Genomic DNA, 17,224 nt, shown 5'->3' with positions numbered 1-17,224 from the left:
GGAAATCATTTTAATTATAATTAAAGACTAAAAAATAAAGATCAGATTTTGAAAATTTTAATGGTTTGCCTGGGTAATATTTGTCGCTCACCACTGGCAGAAGGTATCATGCGGCATTTAACGGCTGAGCAAAACCTGAATTGGGAAATTGCTTCTGCAGGTACAGGAAACTGGCATATTGGTAAAGCGCCGGATTACAGGAGTGTGAAAGCAGCAAAATCCTTTGGCTATGATATCAGTACACAACGCGCGCAGCAATTCAACCACTCCATGTTTGCCAGATATGATCTGATTCTGGTAATGGACAGAAACAACCTGAAGGACGTACAAAATCTCGCTCAGAGTGAGGAAGAGCGCAAAAAGGTAAAACTGTTTCTCGACAATGATGAAGTAACCGATCCATACTGGGACGATGCGTTGTTTGATCCGGTATGCCTGCAGGTTGAAAAAAGATGTAGAGAAATTATCAAACAACTTTCTTAAATTTATCTTTTAAATTAATAAACTAACCAATTATGAAAAACGCAGCTTCTGCTTGCTTGCTTCTTTGCAGTATCTTCCTGTTTCAAAGTTTCACTAACACTAAAAAATCAGCAAGAATTTTAGTGTTCTCGAAAACAAAAGGATACAGACACAATTCAATAGAAACCGGAAAGCTTGCGATTCAAAAACTGGGTTTAAGCAATAATTTTGTGGCCGATACCACAGAAAATGCTGATGCGTTTACCGAAGCAAATTTAAAGAAATATGCCGCTGTGGTTTTCCTCAGCACTACAGGCGACGTACTGAATGACAAGCAACAGATTGCTTTTGAACGTTACATTCAGGCTGGAGGCGGTTATGTTGGCATCCATGCCGCAACAGATACAGAGTACGACTGGCCATGGTACGGCAAACTAGCAGGCGCCTATTTCATTAGCCATCCTGCTGTACAGGAAGCCCGGTTTATTATCAAAGATTACAATCATCCTTCTACAAAATTTATCACAGACTCTGTGTGGATGCACAAAGATGAGTTATACAATTTTAAAGATATCAACCCTGACATTAAGGTGCTTATTAATATCGATGAACGTTCGTATACCGGAGGTAAGAACGGATCAAACCACCCATTTAGCTGGTACCACGACTTTGACGGCGGAAGGGCCTTTTATACATCCATGGGGCATACCAAGGAAACCTGGGCTGAAGATAAATTCTTAAAGCACCTTTCAGGGGGCATTGAATATGCCATTGGCAACCAGAAAAAATTAAACTACAGCAAAGCTCATTCAAATTTTTAAGCAGCGCTATTCCAAAAGCCGCAGCTTACCCGCCGATTGTTTTCTTGTAGTTTACCAGATAAATATAATGCAGCATACAAAACGAGGCGATAGCACCAAAGGTATGCCATAAAAAATGAGTACCTACAGTTAGAATCTCCCATTTATCGGCAATGCGGAAGGTAAGGGCAAAAATAAAAGACAACAGGGCAAAGCCTACCCACTTTCCGTTCCGCCACTCTGTTTTAATCAGGTAACCAAAAACCGGGAATAAAACCAGCGCCGCCATAAAGGCGTAATTGATGTTAATGAAAATCTGAAAGTCTCCATTTGAAAAAAGTTTCCGCACATAAAACTGAAATACTGCATAAACAATTACGATAAGTGCGGCAAAATACCACCTGGTAATTTTGGCCAGGAAATACACGCCTGCCGATAAACATAAAAGCATAATCGGCATCCAGTCCATCATAATGAAAACAGGCCATCGGCGTAATCCATGATAGGTAGTGCCACCAATACCTCCAATATACAGCAATACCAGTGCAATGGTTAAGAAAGTATGCTGCCTGCCTTTTCCCCAGATTTTAAATGTCCAGTACACTGCAATAGCCAGAAAGAAACAGCTTGTAACCGTGTTTAGCGGTTCCGGGAATAATTGATTAAGATTGGTTTCTGTATATATTGTGCCACCATCAGGCGGAGTTTGGAGTATCATCATTTTGAGACAATTAGATTGTTCAGCCAATACTAATAAAAGCATTTAATGTGGTTTTCTGTTCCAAACAACAAGTAAAAAATTTGCGACTGAAACTTAACAGAAAGTTATTCATGTTGTCTTTCAGCTTGTATGCAACTAAACCTGAAACCGTTTTTATAAAATGACAAACCTTTTGTATCTGATCGTGTTGAATTTATACATCAAATCTAAAAATATGAAAACTACAACAGTAACATCAGAAATTTTAAATGACCTTGTTCAAATAAATAACGACCGTATTGCAGGTTATGAAAAAGCACGTAAAGAATTAACAGATAGCGACGCTGATTTGAAATCATTGTTTCTTAATATGATTGAAGAAAGTCAGAAATACAAAATGGCACTTGCAACGGAAGTTGCAGCATCGGGTGAAGATATCGAGACCGGCACAACTACTTCAGGTAAAATTTACAGAGGATGGATGGACGTTAAAGCCTTGTTTACAGGCCATGATCGTCAAACAGTTCTAAACAACTGCGAGTTTGGAGAAGATGCTGCTCAAAATGCTTATAAAGCAGCTTTAGAAGAAGAAGAACTTCCTGCAAACATCAGAGCGTTGATTTCTGACCAGAAAGCTGCTCTAAGAACCTCCCATGATGAGATTAAGAGATTACGCGATTCACAGGCATAATCAATAGCTATTAATAACACTTAAACAAAAAAGCCGAAGGTTCGCTGATCATGATCAGCGAACCTTCGGCTTTTTATTTTGTGCCTATGCTTCCAGCTCTTTATCTAAATGTTCGGTAACCCGTTGAATGGTATTGTCAATCGTATTACTCAAGATGGTCAGATAAGAACCTTTCTTAGCATTACTGATTGCATCCTGAAGGCATTCAGTACTTCTGTTATTAATAATAATCTCCTTATTAGGATCTACTTCTTTTATCCCCTTTACCAAAAGCTCCACCAGTTCCTGCTGATCCCTTCCGCGAAGGTATTTTTCCTGACAGATATATATTTTATCAAACATCTGAGCAGCAATTCTTGCAGTTTCCACAATATCCTCATCCCTCCTGTCCCCTGTACCAGAAATAATACCCACATGTTCAGTGGCCTCAACACTTTGTAGGAAAGCTTTTACGCCGTTAAAGCCATCAGGATTATGTGCAAAATCTACCAGAACTTTGAAATCTTTAAATCTGAATACATTCATCCGTCCTGGGGTATGTGCTGCAGATGGTATAAAAGTTTCTAGTGCCAAACGGATGTCTTCAGGTTTGTATCCCCATAAGTAAGCCGATAAAGTTGCCGCCAATACATTCTGGATCATGAAGTTCACCGCACCACCAAAGGTAAGTGGAATGTGAGTGGCCTTATCTACCCGAAGTTTCCAGTCGCCGGTTTTAATGGTAATGTAACCGTTTTCATAAATGGCAGCAATTCCACCTTTTTTACAATGGTCTTTAATTACGGGATTGTTTTCATCCATACTGAAATAAGCCACGTTACAGCGTGCGTCTCTGGCAATCTTAACGCAATAACCATTATCAGCATTTAATACCGCCCAGCCTTTACGGCGAACGGCACCAATTACCACCGCTTTAACCCGGGTTAAATCATCGAGGTTATGGATATCCGCTATTCCGAGGTGATCTTCCTGAATATTGGTTACCACACCAATATCACAGGCATTAAATCCCAATCCAGCCCTTAAAATGCCCCCACGGGCAGTTTCCAGCACAGCAAATTCCACTGTTGGATCTTTCAATATAAATTCGGCACTTACCGGTCCGGTGGTGTCACCCTTCATCAGCATGGTGTTATGTACATAAACACCGTCGCTCGTGGTATACCCAACACGTTTTCCGTTGCTTCGAATGATGTGCGCAATTAAGCGTGTAGTAGTGGTTTTACCATTGGTACCTGTTACAGCTATAATTGGAATCTGCGATAATTTCCCTTGCGGATAAAGCATATCGATTACCGATGCAGCTACGTTTCTTGGTAAACCTTCACTTGGAGCAAGGTGCATTCTAAATCCAGGGGCCGCATTAACCTCTAACACCACACCACCATTTTCAGTTAACGGTTGTGTTAAATTCTGCGCCATAATATCGATACCACAAATATCCAGGCCAATTACCCTTGAAATCCGCTCGCATATAAATATGTTTTGTGGATGAACAATATCTGTTACATCAATCGATGAACCACCCGTACTCAAATTAGCCGTTGATTTTAGATATACAATTTCACCCTTCTCCGGTATGGTTTCCAGCGTATATTCCTTTTTAGCCAGCAAATCCAGGGTATCCCGGTCCACACTGATTTCAGTTAACACATTTTCATGTCCATAACCACGGCGTGGATCCTCGTTTTCCTTATCGATAAGCTCCTGAATGGTATGAATACCATTTCCTCTAACATGGGCCGGGTCGCGCTGCGCTGCAGCAACCACTTTATGATCGATTACCAGCACGCGGAAGTCGAAGCCTGTAATAAATTTTTCAATAATAACCCTGCGTGAGTAGGTTTTGGCATATTCGAAAGCAGCTAATGCTGCTTCCATCGTTTTTACATTTATTGTAGCGCCTTTTCCGTGATTTCCATCCAAAGGTTTAAATACAAGTGGAAAACCAACTTTTTTCACTGAAGCTTCCAGCTCATCAGGATTGGAAATGGTAACACCGGAAGCAACCGGAATTGCAGCCTCAGTTAATAAGCGCTTCGTTTCTTCTTTATTGCTGGCAATGTCGACAGCAATACTACTGGTTTTTTCCGTCATGGTAGCCCTGAAGCGCACCTGATTTTTCCCGTAACCCAATTGCACGAGCGAGCTTTTGTTTAACCTGATCCATGGAATACTTCTGCTCACCGCCTCTTCTACGATAGAACCAGTACTTGGCCCTAATGCCTCCAACAGACGGATTTCTTTCATCCTGTGAATATCGTGCTCCAAATCATACTCTCTGTTATCGATCAATGCCTCCGCAATTCGAACCGCAGCCTCAGCAGAGTAAACCCCTACTTTTTCTTCCAGATAGCTGAATACCACATTGTAAATGCCTTCAGTTTTAGTTTGGCGTGTACGGCCAAAACCTGTATCCATCCCTGCAAGTGTTTGTATTTCCAGTGCAATATGTTCAATCACATGGCCCATCCACGTGCCTTCTTTTACACGGGTGAAGAACCCACCTTCAACGCCTTTTGAACAGCGGTGTGTAAACATACTGGGCAATAGTTTTTCAATTCTTTCACTAAATCCGTCGATGCTATTGGTTGGCCTTTGCTCCATATCCTCCAGATCCAAACGCATTTGGATAAGCTTTTTCCTGCTAATTGACCAGATATTTGGCCCTCTCAATACTTGTATGTTTAATATCTTCATGTAATAATTTGTTCGTTTTCTAAATGCAGTTTAGGATGGCCTTTTTAATCAATTTGATGGATAAAATTAATGACTGTAAATTATACATTTATTTTGAAAATAGACGCCCAAATAGCTAAATCAAAAATCTGGCTTATTTGTTTTGTTTTCAACATCATTCAAACGAATTTAAAGGGCAGAAAATTTCAACTTTTGTTAATAAAGCGAATATTATTGACAAAAAAAGTCGTGTTTTTTATCTTAAGCTGATATATTTGGGTTTTTCGATATAATTATAATACACAAAGAATGGTTCCGAAAGGTAAACTCATTATTATTGGTGGGGCAATCAACACAGGAAGCTTTGCAGAAACGCAGTTCGGCTTAACTGACAATATGAATTTTTTTGAGCGTGGAATTTTAAAACGAATTACTACAGAATCCGTACGCGACACAGAATCCCGGTTTGAGATCATCACTACCGCCTCACTCATGCCTGAAAAGGTTGGTGAAGAATACATTAAAGCTTATGCACAGCTCGATGTACACAACCTGGGTGTATTAAATATTACCAACCGCGAGGAAGCAAACGCTGACGAAAACTATGAACGGATTAAGGCTGCAGAAGTCATTATCTTTACAGGAGGCGATCAGCTGCGTTTGTCATCCATATTTGGAGGAACCAAAATACATCAGCTCTTATTGGAAAAATATAGAAACGAACCTGTGGTAATTGCCGGTACATCTGCCGGGGCTGCTGCAAGTTCAAAAAATATGATCTATCAAGGCAGCAGTAAAGACGCCCTTTTGAAGGGTGAGGTCAAAATTACAGGTGGGCTTGGCTTTATTGATGATGTAATTGTAGACACGCATTTCGTTCAACGGGGAAGAATAGGCCGTTTACTGTATGCAGCTGCCAGCAACCCTGGTATTCTGGGTATCGGACTTGGAGAAGATACCGGTTTGTTTATTTCAGAGGGCCACACCATGGAAGCCATTGGTTCCGGGATGGTGATATTGGTTGACGGGAGACACATGGCCGACACCAACTTAACTGATGTGGAAATGGGGCAACCTGTATCCATCAAAAATATGGTTGTACACGTCATGTGCGACGGAGATGTTTACGATTTAACCGATCATAGTCTGGTGATTCACCACCCAAAGGTTGCTCCGATAGCATAAAACTTAACCCGATACTTGATACAACAAAAATGAAACTCATTATACACGGAGGCTTTTTCAGTGAGTCATCCACCAATCAGGAGACCAAAAAAGCTAAACAGGATGCGCTTTCGGATATTGTTCGCCTTGGACATGAATACCTGAAAACACATACGGCTTTGGAAACTGTTGTTTATACGGTTGCATTGCTGGAAGATAATGAGCTGTTCAATGCCGGTATCGGTTCACAAATTCAAAGTGATGGCAAAGTCCGGTTGAGTGCATCACTAATGGACGGTAAAACGGAAAAATTCAGCGGTGTAATTAATGTAGAAGATATTAAAAATCCGATAGCGGTTGCAAAGCAGTTACTTCCTTACGACGACCGCGTTTTGAGTGGCGAGGGCGCCCAAATCTTTGCAAGGGAAAATGGCTTTGACTACTTCAACCCGATTACTCCTCAACGACAATCGGAATATGAGGCGAAACTAAACCAGCAAAACAATAAAGGCACCGTAGGTTGTGTAGCACTTGATGCTGAAGGTAACCTTGCCGCTGCCACTTCAACAGGAGGTAAAGGATTCGAAATTCCATGCAGGGTGAGCGACTCAGCAACAGTTGCCGGAAACTTTGCCAATCAACATGCAGGGATTTCATGCACCGGCGTTGGAGAAGATATTGTAAGCGGTGCATTGGCGGCTAAAATTGTTACCAGGGTAACCGACGGATTTTCTTTAAAAGATGCTGCAGATAAAACCTTTACCGAACTGGCGGTACTTGATGGCTTTGCCGGTATCATTGGAATTTCTGCTGCAGGTGAAATTTACCATTGCGATTCTCATCCCTATATGGTGTGGGCATCTTTTGATGTTAATTTACAGGTATTTAGCTAAAATTTCAATTAAAGTATTATTTTTGTTGCATGACCAAAATTTTACTGGCTTTTATCAGCCTTTTTGCATCATTACAACTTTACGCTCAAAACATCGAAAAATCCGATTATCAGGAACCAAACGGTGGTACAGCTATCAATATTGCCGTTTCTAAATTTGACCTCGAAGATGGAAACTCTTTCTTTGAAGAGGCTGAAGATTCAGAACGCAAAGGCGACTATAATGAAGCACTCACACTTTTTGGTAAAGCGGCATTTGAATACAATGCCATAAAAAACTTCGGCAAGTATGGTCAGGCCATTTTAAAAATGAGCAACATGCACTATCAGCTTGGCCGCTTCGGTGATGCAGAGCAGATTTTACTGAACGTTGCCTTAAAGAACTACTCCAAAATGGGCAGCAAGCCCGGTCTGATGAACTCCTATAACCTGTTAGGACGTGTTTATCTTGCAAACAACAAGTACACGCAATCCATGTGGTTCTACACGCAGCAAGGTATCCTGGCCAAGCAATTGAGAAGCGATCACGCATACATTGAATCCGTTCTGGGAATTGTTCAGGTAAAAATCAAAAAAAGAGATTTCACACTTGCGCTTCGTGATTTAAAATCTGCAGAATGGCTGGCTACTTCAATTAAAAGCAACCAGTATAAAAACCAGATCCGGGATGCACGGGAGCTTATCGCTGCCAAAACAAGCGCTAAAGCGAAAAGCTAGTTAGCTTCACCATAATCACTTTGTAATATTCTTTAATCGATTGGTTAAGCCTGCCGGATGGTAAAACAATTTTAAATCTGTCACGTTAGCTCTAGAGATTGTTAAATAAAAAGCTTTTAGCTAGATTTGAGAAAGTTTTAACAAGAGACAGTAATAATGCTGTCTCTTTTTTGTTTTTTTGATAAAATGGTATCATATTGGCTATATAGAATTGGAAATGGATTTTAAATCATTTAAAGAGATGTTAAAGAGAGTATTTTTTGTAATTTTTACGGCTGCTGTACTGGCTTGTCACGCATCGCCTAAAACTCAGCCTATAGTTGAGGGAGTTACCAATGTTAAACCCGACGAGCAACAACAACTGGTGATTAAAGAAGTTGTTAATCTGATTGAAAGCTACAATTACAAAAAAATCCAGATCAATGATTCAATCTCTTCTTTGATATTGGATAAGTATATCAAATCACTGGATCAGGGCAAAAATTACTTTCTGGCTTCAGACATCAAAGATTTCGAAAAATACAGGTTTACGCTTGATGACGATTTTAAAAATGGAGATTTAAGTGGCCCGTTCTATATCTATAATGTTTATGCCAAACGTTTAAATGAATACTTTAATTACTCTTTAGCACAAATTAAAACCAAGTTTAACTTCAACGAAAACGACACCTTTGTTTACGACAGGGAGAAAATGCCATGGGCTGCCTCTACTAGCGCTTTGAACGATAACTGGAAGAAACGGGTAAAATATGAGCTGGTAAACTTAAACCTTGCCGGTACTGCCGAGGCTAAGAATGTGGAAACATTAACCAAACGTTATCAGAATTTACAATCGCAGACATCGAAAACCAATAATCAGGATGTTTTCCAGATCCTGATGGATGCTTTTACCGAATCGGTAGACCCACACACAAATTATTTTGTTCCATCAAGAGCAACTGAGTTCAACGAGGAAATGTCGCGCTCATTTGAGGGAATTGGTGCACGTTTACAACTGGAAAATGAAGTGGTAAAAATTGCTGAAATTATTCCGGGAGGCCCTGCATTTAAAGGCAAGCAACTGAGTGCCGGCGACAGAATTATCGCAGTAGCCCAGGGCGATGGAGAATTTGTTGATATCGTTGGATGGAGACTGGATGCCACTGTATCTAAAATTAAAGGCCCTAAGGGTACTAAAGTGCGGTTAAAGGTAATTCCTGTCGGAAAAGAAATGTCTTCTAAGCCGGTGATTATAGAGATGCTTAGAGAGAAAGTAATTTTGGAAGATCAGTCTGCCAAGAAAAAAGTAAAGACCATTACCACCAATGGTAAGGAATATAAAGTCGGAATCATTTCCCTGCCTGCTTTTTACGCTGATTTTAAAGCGGCAAATGCGGGAGATAAAAATTATAAAAGTACAACGCGTGATGTAAGAAAACTGATCGACTCACTAAAAACCATCGATAAGGTAAATGCTATTGTGATGGACTTACGTGGCAATGGTGGGGGATCACTTGTTGAAGCGATATCATTAACTGGTTTGTTCATTGATAAAGGCCCGGTTGTACAGGTAAAAGATTTACGCGGTAAAATTGAGGTAGATGAAGATGAAAACACTGGTGTAGCCTGGGATGGCCCATTTGGTGTAATGGTTGACCGTTTAAGTGCTTCTGCGTCTGAAATTTTTGCAGGTGCTATTCAGGATTACGGCCGCGGTATCATTATGGGCAGTCAAACATATGGTAAGGGTACCGTTCAGTCATCAATCGATTTAAACAAGCTGGTTAACCCTAATATGTTGCAAAAAATTGCTTCTATCATTTCAAGGGATAAAACAGTGGGAACATCACCTAGTTCAACAACTGCTGCTGATATTAATCTGGGTCAGATTAACTTAACAATGGCGAAGTTTTATCGTGTAGCTGGTAGCAGTACACAGCATAAGGGTGTGATACCTGATGTTACATTTCCATCGGTTTACCCAATGGATAAAATTGGTGAAGATACAGAGCCATCTGCTTTGCCATGGGATGTTATTGCAAGCTCAAATTTCAAAGCCGTAGCGAACTTAACAGCTGTTAAGGCAGGCTTAATCAAAAACAGCGAGCAACGTGTTGCAGGTTCACTGGATTTCAAATATTTGAAACAGGATATTGCTGACCTCAAAAAACGTGACGCTGAAATCTCAGTTCCGCTAAATGAGGTTAAACTTAAAGCCGAACGTGATGCTCAGGAAGCTAAATCTTTAGCCAGACAAAATGAATTGAGGGCGCTAAGAGGCCTTCCTGCAATCAAAAAAGGAGAGAAGGTTACTAAACAGGATTCATTTGATTTCATCGAAGATGAGTCGTTAAAAGTAATGGGCGACTTTATGCAACAGTCTGGCAATTATGTAATGAATCTCGGAAATACTACCCAGCAGTTCTAAGGGCATTTTTTGAGTTAAAAAAAAGCCTGTGAGACTTCTCACAGGCTTTTTTTATATTGAATTAAATTTAAGCTTTCTTTGCATTATTCTGGCTTTGTTGCATGGCCATCATTTCCTTCATGGTTTTATTCATGCCTTCAGTACTCCCGTCTAAGAAAATCACATTTCCTTCGCTATACTCAGCAAACTGTTTAATGGCTTCTGTCCACATGGTGAAAAGGATTACCGATGTATCCAGATTGGCTTGCTGCATTTCATGAGCAGCATTGGTCATACCCTTTGCAACTTCTTCCCTGAATAAGGCAATACCTTGTCCGCGTAACTGAGCAGCCTCACGTTCTGCGGTTGCCGCAATTTTAATCGCATTTCCATCCGCTTCTGCACCTTTGGTTTTAGTAATCAATAAAGCCTGACCTTCGTTTTCAGCAGCAGCTTTTAAATTATTTGAGGCTACAACCCGGCTCATCGAACGCATAATCTCTTCATCGAAAGTGATGTCGTTCAATTGAAGATCCTGAAGATGATAACCCCATCCATCTAAAACCTGATCAATTTGTTCTTTTACATGGAGTACAATTTCATTTCTTTGGGCCAATACATTTGCCTGCTTTTGTGTGGCTACGTAAGCACGAATGGAACCTTCTATCGTCCGGATCAGGGCTTGCATTAAATTGCTTGCATCAACAAATTTGAAAGCCACATTTTTAATGGTTTCTTCATCCTGATTAATTACAGAATAAAGTAACATCGCTTTAAAATATACATTGGCCTGGTCTTGTGTAACCGCCTGAAAGGATAGTTCCACAGATCTGTTCTGAATGGAAATCCTCGAATAGATCTGTTCAATTAAAGGAATCTTAAAATTTAATCCTGGCCTAAGCAGGCGTTGGTATTTTCCAAAAACAGTTACTACTGCGATTGTACCTTGTTTAACAGTAACGAAAGAACTTAAAAGAATGAGAATTCCGATTACGACGAGAATGTAAATTGTGTATTGCATAATTAGATTTTTTTATGAAGTTATAAAAAAATCAACACAATGGTTTATCCTTTAAATCTTAACGCCAAAACAAAAGGAATTATTTTTTGTCTATATGATACTAAAATTTAAATCATGAACGTAAAAAGAACATTTGGTACTATACTGACCATATTAGGAATAATCGGTCTAATTTATGCGGGTTATGGTTTCGTAAATCACAGCCAGAATACCAGAGGGCTCATGGTATACGGTATTATCGGATTAATATTTTTTGTTTCCGGAATAGGGCTGGTAAAGAATACAAAAGACGAAATATAATTGCTATCATTCGCTGCTAGAGTTGCTTTTTTTTCTGTTTTATAATCTGATACTGAGTAAAAGCAACCAGGCAGCCTGCCAATATGATGATTCCTGCCGACCATAGGTTTTTTGGATTCTGATTAATGTAATAGGCAGCTACCAATACCAGTACGGCAGCCGCGATAGCAATAATATAATGAATAATCAGTCCTTTCTTCATAAAGCAAAGATTCTGAAATAAATCGGATTTGATGTAAAGGAAAACTAATCTTTTACAGTAATACGGTTATTTTCGAACTGGAGTTGATGCCCGATGAAATCAGTATCGGTTAATTCCTTTATTTTTTTGAAGGCCCTTTCATTTTCATCAACTGTTAAACGGTTGATTTTGTCTTGCTGCACGGATACCACATCGGCATATAGAAAATCACCCTGAGCGTTGATTTTTAACTGGAGCAGGGGTGCAATACCATTATTCCCTTTTAAGCTGAACATGCCGTAGGTGCAGAAATTTCCAAGACTATAAGCAATGAATTTTTTCTTATAAACTTCAACAGCTCTGCTTACATGAGGGCCATGACCGAGCACAACATCCGCTCCCGCATCAATGACAGCATGTGCAAAAGCATAAACATTTCCCCGGTTTTCCTTATAGAAGATCTCATTACTCCGCGGCACATGTTCAAACCGGGCACCCTCTCCTCCACCATGAAAAGAAACGATTACAATGTCAGCCTGCTGCTTCAGCTGGGCAACCAGTTCCTTCGCTTCTTTGATTTTATTGATCGAGACTGTATTTTCATTGGGCGCAAAGGCACAAAAAGCATATTTAACGCTATCTTTCTCAAAAATCTCGAAAGCCTTATTTACCTGCCCGGCATAATGAATTTCAAGAGAATCCAATAATCGCGCCGTATTTTTCCTTCCTTTAGCATCAAAGTCGCCAACATGGTTATTGGCAATACTCAGTACATTAAAACCCGCTTTTTTATAAATTTCCGCATAGCGGTCAGGCATCCTGAACGCATAACAGCTGTTGGGATTAACGCCATTACATTTAGTAGAATTTCCAGAATTTAAAAAGCAACCTTCCAGATTCCCAAAAACTATGTCTCCTTTTAATAAACTGTCTACAGCCTGAAAACTATTTATTGCATCATCTGGTGGCAGATTAGTTTTTGATGGAAAAGCAGACCCCAACATGATGTCGCCAACTGCTGTGATGGATATGGTATCTTTTATCTTTTTGGGTAGGGTATCCTGCACGGCAACCGGCACAACAACCTGGGCATTATTACTCGTGCAGCTTAATATCACAAGAATAGTCAATAAAGCAAAAATCAGGTTACCTGCGAACTTCATGAATTGGTTTTAATGGTATAAAAAAATCCTCCGGAAATACTTCGGGAGGATTATATATTCTAACGTCGATGTAATTGGCTATTTGTGAATATCAATAACTGCAACGTAATTATTCTACTGTAAACTCTTTCTTAAATGATTCGAGCACCCTGCCGCCCTTATAGAAATACCGGCTATAGTAAGGCTCATTTAAATTACTGATGACCACACCACGAGAGCTGGATGCATGCGCAAATCTGTTGTCACCTAAATAAATACCAACGTGAGATATGCTTCTGCTTTTGATTTTGAAGAAAACCAAATCACCTTCTTTTAAGTCCTCTTTTGATAAGGGGTCAACCATGCTAAAAATATCACGTGAATTTCTTCTGATGGTTGTGTTGAAAACTTTGTCGTAAATCGCTTTAGTGAAAGCAGAGCAATCTATGCCTCTTTTGCTCGATCCACCATAACTGTATGGAGTTCCGATCCACTCATAAATAAACTTGTATAGCTTTAAATTCGATGTCGCATCAACTGCAACGCCCATAACCTGCGAGAAATACTGAGAGGCTAAATTGTCGGGATCGTTTAATTCTTTACCAGATTCTTTTGTTTTTGTTTGCGCAAATGCGGCTGAGAACGTGCAGATAGCGATTAGGGATGAAAACAAAAATTTTTTAATCATGTTATACAGTTATGTTTGGGTATTCACTTACACAGTAACGTAAACCACATGGGCTTATTGTTGGTTGCCAAAAATATCAATTATACAAATGTTATCCAAATGTTAAATGTTAAAAAGTGAAAGTTATTAACATCTCCACCTTTTCAGCTTGTTAGGTAACGCATAACCGTTGAGGATATTGCACTCAAATTAAAATAGTTAAAATATTCCCGGCGTTTCGAGTTACCGGCAGCAATTTACGACACACTGTTATTTATTTTCTCAAAAAATTATATAAAAAGTTCTCGATTTTGCCCCCATCCACAGGCACCCTGACTAATGATTCGGAGAAATTAATAAATTACGGTTAAAGACCATTTTGCAGAATTTAATTTCCCTTTCAATTCAATACATAATGAGATAAACCGCAAAGTTTAAAATCTTTAGAATGGCTGTTTTTTATAAAACAGATGGGGTTGTAAGACTTTGATTGTAAAACAACTGTTAATTCTACGATAAACTAAAGTTCCATAACGATTTTACACTTCAAAGTGCCAAAAATTACAATAAAAAAATTAGATTTGCTGTCGCAAAAAAACAAATACCCTAAAATGAGTGCAGTAGAAATAAATAAAGATACTTGGTTAAAGTGGTTCGAATCGATGTTACTAATGCGTAAATTCGAAGAGAAAACAGGCCAGTTATACGGACAACAAAAAATTCGTGGCTTTTGTCACCTATACATTGGACAAGAAGCTGTAGTTGCAGGTGCAATATCTGCAATGCAAAAAGGTGATTCGATGATTACAACTTACCGTGATCACGCTCATGCTTTAGCTTTAGGCGTAAGTGCTGACAGCATCATGGCAGAAATGTATGGTAAAGCCACAGGTTGCTCAAAAGGTAAAGGTGGTTCAATGCACATGTTTAGCAAAGAACATAATTTTTATGGTGGCCATGCTATCGTTGGAGGTCAGATTCCACTAGGTGCTGGTGTTGCTTTTGCAGAAAAATACAAAGGAACTGATAATGTTAACATTTGTTATATGGGCGATGGCGCTGTACGCCAGGGTGCATTAAACGAAACTTTTAACATGGCTATGCTCTGGAAGTTACCGGTAATTTTTGTTTGCGAAAACAATGGTTACGCTATGGGTACTTCAGTACAACGTACTACAAACATGACCGATATTTATAAAATTGGTTTAGGTTTCGATATGCCATGTGCTCCGGTTGATGGTATGGATCCTGTTGCTGTACACAATGCAATGGATGAAGCCATTCAACGTGCGCGTAAAGGTGAAGGACCAACTTTCTTAGAAATGAGAACTTACCGTTACCGTGGTCATTCAATGTCCGATCCGGCTAAATACCGTACCAAAGAAGAGTTAGAAGATTACAAAGCAAAAGATCCTGTTGAACACGCAAGAGAAACCATCTTAAAAGAGAAATATGCTGATGAGGCATGGATCGAAGAAGTGGAAACAAAAGTTAAAGCGATTGTAGATCAGGCTGTAAAATTTGCAGAAGAGTCTCCTTGGCCAGATGCATCTGAGTTATACAAAGATGTATACATGACTGAGAACTACCCTTACGTAATGGACTAATATTAACAAGATTTCAATTAATTAGATATAATGGCTGATGTAATTAAAATGCCCAAAATGAGCGACACCATGACCGAAGGGGTTTTGGCGAAGTGGCACAAAAAAGTAGGCGATAAAGTGAAAAGCGGTGATGTTTTGGCAGAGGTAGAAACTGACAAGGCAACAATGGATATGGAATCTTATTGGGATGGTACACTTTTATACATAGGCGTAGAAGAAGGTCAGGCTGTTCCAGTTGATGCCATCATGGCCGTTATCGGTAAAGAAGGCGAAGACTATAAAACAGCATTAGAAGCTGAAAAAGGTGGTGAGGCTCCAAAAGCCGAAAGCACTGAAGCTCCTAAAGCTGAAGATAAAAAAGAAGAAGCCGCCCCTTCTCAAGGCGGTGGTTTAAGCGAAGAAGAATTAGCAGCTAAAGGCGTAACGGTTATCCGCATGCCTTTGTTAAGCGATACCATGACTGAAGGCGTTATTGCTGAATGGCATAAAAAAGTTGGTGATAAAGTTAAAGATGATGACGTTTTAGCTGATGTAGAAACCGATAAGGCTACTATGGAAGTGATGGGCTATGCAACTGGTACTTTATTACACATCGGTGTAGAAAAAGGCCAGGCGGCTAAAGTAAATGGAATTATCGCTATTGTTGGTCCTGAAGGAACTGACGTAAGCGGAATTTTAGCAGGTGGTTCTGCTCCGGCTGCAAAAGCTGAAAGCAAAGAAGAAGCACCGAAAGAAGAAAAACAAGCTACAACTGCTGATTCTACTTCAGCTCCTGTTGCAGAAGGCTCTTCAGATAGCCGTGTAAAAGCGTCGCCTTTGGCTAAGAAAATTGCTAAAGATAAAGGAATCGATTTAGCACAGGTTGCTGGTAGTGCAGAAGGTGGACGTATCATTAAAAAAGATATTGAAAACTTCAAAGCCGCTGCAGCTCCGGCGAAATCAGAATCAGCTCCATCGTCAGCTCCGGCTGCAGAGAAAGCCGCTCCTGTTATTCCGACATTTGTTGGAGAGGTAAAATATACTGAAGCACCGGTTTCGCAAATGCGTAAAGTAATTGCAAAACGCTTAGCTGAAAGTTTGTTTACTGCCCCACATTTCTACTTAACTGTAAGTATTGATATGGATAATGCAATGGCTGCCCGTACGGCAATCAATGCAGTTGCTCCGGTAAAAGTTTCTTTCAACGATATCGTAATTAAAGCGGTTGCTGTTGCCTTGAAAAAACACCCGGCAGTTAATTCATCATGGGGTGGTGATAAAATCCGTTTTAATGAGCATACTAACATTGGTGTAGCTATGGCTGTTGAAGATGGTTTATTGGTGCCTGTAGTTCGTTTTGCTGATGGTAAATCATTATCGCACATCTCTGCTGAGGTAAAAGATTTTGGTGGAAAAGCAAAAGCTAAAAAACTACAACCTGCAGATTGGGAAGGAAGTACTTTCACAGTTTCTAACCTGGGTATGTTTGGTATCGATGAGTTTACATCGATTATTAATTCTCCAGATGGTGCAATTTTATCTGTAGGTGCTATTCAAGCGGTTCCTGTTGTTAAAAATGGTGCTGTAGTTCCAGGTAACGTAATGAAATTAACTTTAGGTTGCGATCACCGTGTGGTGGATGGTGCAACCGGAGCACAGTTCTTACAAACCTTAAAAGGTTTATTGGAAGAGCCAATCAGATTACTGGCATAAGCGATTAACGATCATTTCAGCCCCCCGGCTGATTAACATATTAAGCCATTCCTTCTTCAGGAATGGCTTTTTTAATTTAAGGGCTATGGAATTAAAATGTCACGCAGATTAAGATCATGCAAG

Annotated in this window: 16 protein-coding genes; 10 read left to right on the top strand and 6 right to left on the bottom strand. The window is 39.8% G+C overall.

What is annotated here, in order from left to right:
* The first annotated feature begins 48 nt into the window (after positions 1 to 48).
* Together AB669_RS14050 and AB669_RS14045 are read left to right on the top strand one after the other, a co-directional pair.
* Positions 49 to 483 carry a low molecular weight protein-tyrosine-phosphatase gene (locus AB669_RS14050; RefSeq protein WP_047799933.1) on the top strand — a complete coding sequence of 145 codons (435 nt, stop codon included), beginning with the start codon at positions 49 to 51 and terminating at the stop codon, positions 481 to 483.
* Positions 484 to 515: 32 nt separating this feature from the next.
* Complete coding sequence (locus AB669_RS14045) at positions 516 to 1,283, top strand: ThuA domain-containing protein (RefSeq protein WP_047799932.1); 768 nt, start codon at positions 516 to 518, stop codon at positions 1,281 to 1,283.
* 25 nt (positions 1,284 to 1,308) lie between these two features.
* Here AB669_RS14045 and AB669_RS14040 read toward each other — a convergent pair whose 3' ends face one another.
* Complete coding sequence (locus AB669_RS14040) at positions 1,309 to 1,983, bottom strand: hypothetical protein (protein ID WP_047799931.1); 675 nt, start codon at positions 1,981 to 1,983, stop codon at positions 1,309 to 1,311.
* Positions 1,984 to 2,197: 214 nt separating this feature from the next.
* Here AB669_RS14040 and AB669_RS14035 point away from each other — a divergent pair, with 214 nt between their 5' ends.
* On the top strand, positions 2,198 to 2,653 hold the full coding sequence (locus AB669_RS14035; protein WP_047800376.1) for a PA2169 family four-helix-bundle protein: 456 nt from the start codon (positions 2,198 to 2,200) through the stop codon (positions 2,651 to 2,653).
* Between the two features lie 84 nt (positions 2,654 to 2,737).
* Here AB669_RS14035 and cphA read toward each other — a convergent pair whose 3' ends face one another.
* Positions 2,738 to 5,353, bottom strand: a complete 2,616-nt coding sequence (cphA, locus tag AB669_RS14030) for a cyanophycin synthetase (RefSeq protein WP_047799930.1) — start codon at positions 5,351 to 5,353, stop codon at positions 2,738 to 2,740.
* A gap of 288 nt (positions 5,354 to 5,641) precedes the next feature.
* Here cphA and AB669_RS14020 point away from each other — a divergent pair, with 288 nt between their 5' ends.
* From AB669_RS14020 to AB669_RS14005, 4 genes are all read left to right on the top strand, one after another.
* Positions 5,642 to 6,517 (top strand): cyanophycinase, encoded by an 876-nt coding sequence (locus tag AB669_RS14020; protein WP_047799928.1) that lies wholly within the window; start codon positions 5,642 to 5,644, stop codon positions 6,515 to 6,517.
* Between the two features lie 29 nt (positions 6,518 to 6,546).
* Positions 6,547 to 7,389, top strand: coding sequence for an isoaspartyl peptidase/L-asparaginase (locus AB669_RS14015; RefSeq protein WP_047799927.1), 843 nt, complete (start codon positions 6,547 to 6,549; stop codon positions 7,387 to 7,389).
* A gap of 29 nt (positions 7,390 to 7,418) precedes the next feature.
* Entirely contained in the window at positions 7,419 to 8,105 is a 687-nt protein-coding gene (locus tag AB669_RS14010) for a hypothetical protein (RefSeq protein ID WP_047799926.1), read from the top strand.
* Between the two features lie 241 nt (positions 8,106 to 8,346).
* Positions 8,347 to 10,512 carry a carboxy terminal-processing peptidase gene (locus AB669_RS14005; protein WP_231582681.1) on the top strand — a complete coding sequence of 722 codons (2,166 nt, stop codon included), beginning with the start codon at positions 8,347 to 8,349 and terminating at the stop codon, positions 10,510 to 10,512.
* Positions 10,513 to 10,579: 67 nt separating this feature from the next.
* Here AB669_RS14005 and AB669_RS14000 read toward each other — a convergent pair whose 3' ends face one another.
* Complete coding sequence (locus tag AB669_RS14000) at positions 10,580 to 11,512, bottom strand: SPFH domain-containing protein (RefSeq protein ID WP_047799924.1); 933 nt, start codon at positions 11,510 to 11,512, stop codon at positions 10,580 to 10,582.
* Positions 11,513 to 11,626: 114 nt separating this feature from the next.
* On the opposite strand from AB669_RS14000, the gene AB669_RS13995 reads away from it, so the two are divergent.
* The gene (locus AB669_RS13995; RefSeq protein ID WP_047799923.1) at positions 11,627 to 11,812 is read left to right on the top strand and encodes a hypothetical protein; all 186 of its coding nucleotides are present in this window, start codon (positions 11,627 to 11,629) and stop codon (positions 11,810 to 11,812) included.
* A 16-nt stretch (positions 11,813 to 11,828) separates the two neighbouring features.
* Here AB669_RS13995 and AB669_RS13990 read toward each other — a convergent pair whose 3' ends face one another.
* The 3 genes from AB669_RS13990 to AB669_RS13980 all read right to left on the bottom strand — a co-directional run bounded on the left by AB669_RS13990 (position 11,829) and on the right by AB669_RS13980 (position 13,823).
* Entirely contained in the window at positions 11,829 to 12,014 is a 186-nt protein-coding gene (locus AB669_RS13990) for a hypothetical protein (protein ID WP_047799922.1), read from the bottom strand.
* Between the two features lie 44 nt (positions 12,015 to 12,058).
* Positions 12,059 to 13,156 (bottom strand): CapA family protein, encoded by a 1,098-nt coding sequence (locus tag AB669_RS13985; protein WP_047799921.1) that lies wholly within the window; start codon positions 13,154 to 13,156, stop codon positions 12,059 to 12,061.
* Positions 13,157 to 13,265: 109 nt separating this feature from the next.
* Positions 13,266 to 13,823 (bottom strand): C40 family peptidase, encoded by a 558-nt coding sequence (locus AB669_RS13980; protein ID WP_047799920.1) that lies wholly within the window; start codon positions 13,821 to 13,823, stop codon positions 13,266 to 13,268.
* A 590-nt stretch (positions 13,824 to 14,413) separates the two neighbouring features.
* Here AB669_RS13980 and pdhA point away from each other — a divergent pair.
* The gene (pdhA, locus tag AB669_RS13975) at positions 14,414 to 15,409 is read left to right on the top strand and encodes a pyruvate dehydrogenase (acetyl-transferring) E1 component subunit alpha (RefSeq protein WP_047800375.1); all 996 of its coding nucleotides are present in this window, start codon (positions 14,414 to 14,416) and stop codon (positions 15,407 to 15,409) included.
* 30 nt (positions 15,410 to 15,439) lie between these two features.
* Entirely contained in the window at positions 15,440 to 17,101 is a 1,662-nt protein-coding gene (locus AB669_RS13970; protein WP_047799919.1) for a dihydrolipoamide acetyltransferase family protein, read from the top strand.
* Positions 17,102 to 17,224 lie beyond the last annotated feature (123 nt).

Origin of the sequence: Pedobacter sp. BMA (assembly GCF_001027745.1) — a bacterium.
Lineage (GTDB): Bacteria > Bacteroidota > Bacteroidia > Sphingobacteriales > Sphingobacteriaceae > Pedobacter.
The sequence above is the reverse complement of the archived record's forward strand: the minus strand, read 5'-3'. Positions and strand labels throughout refer to the sequence as shown.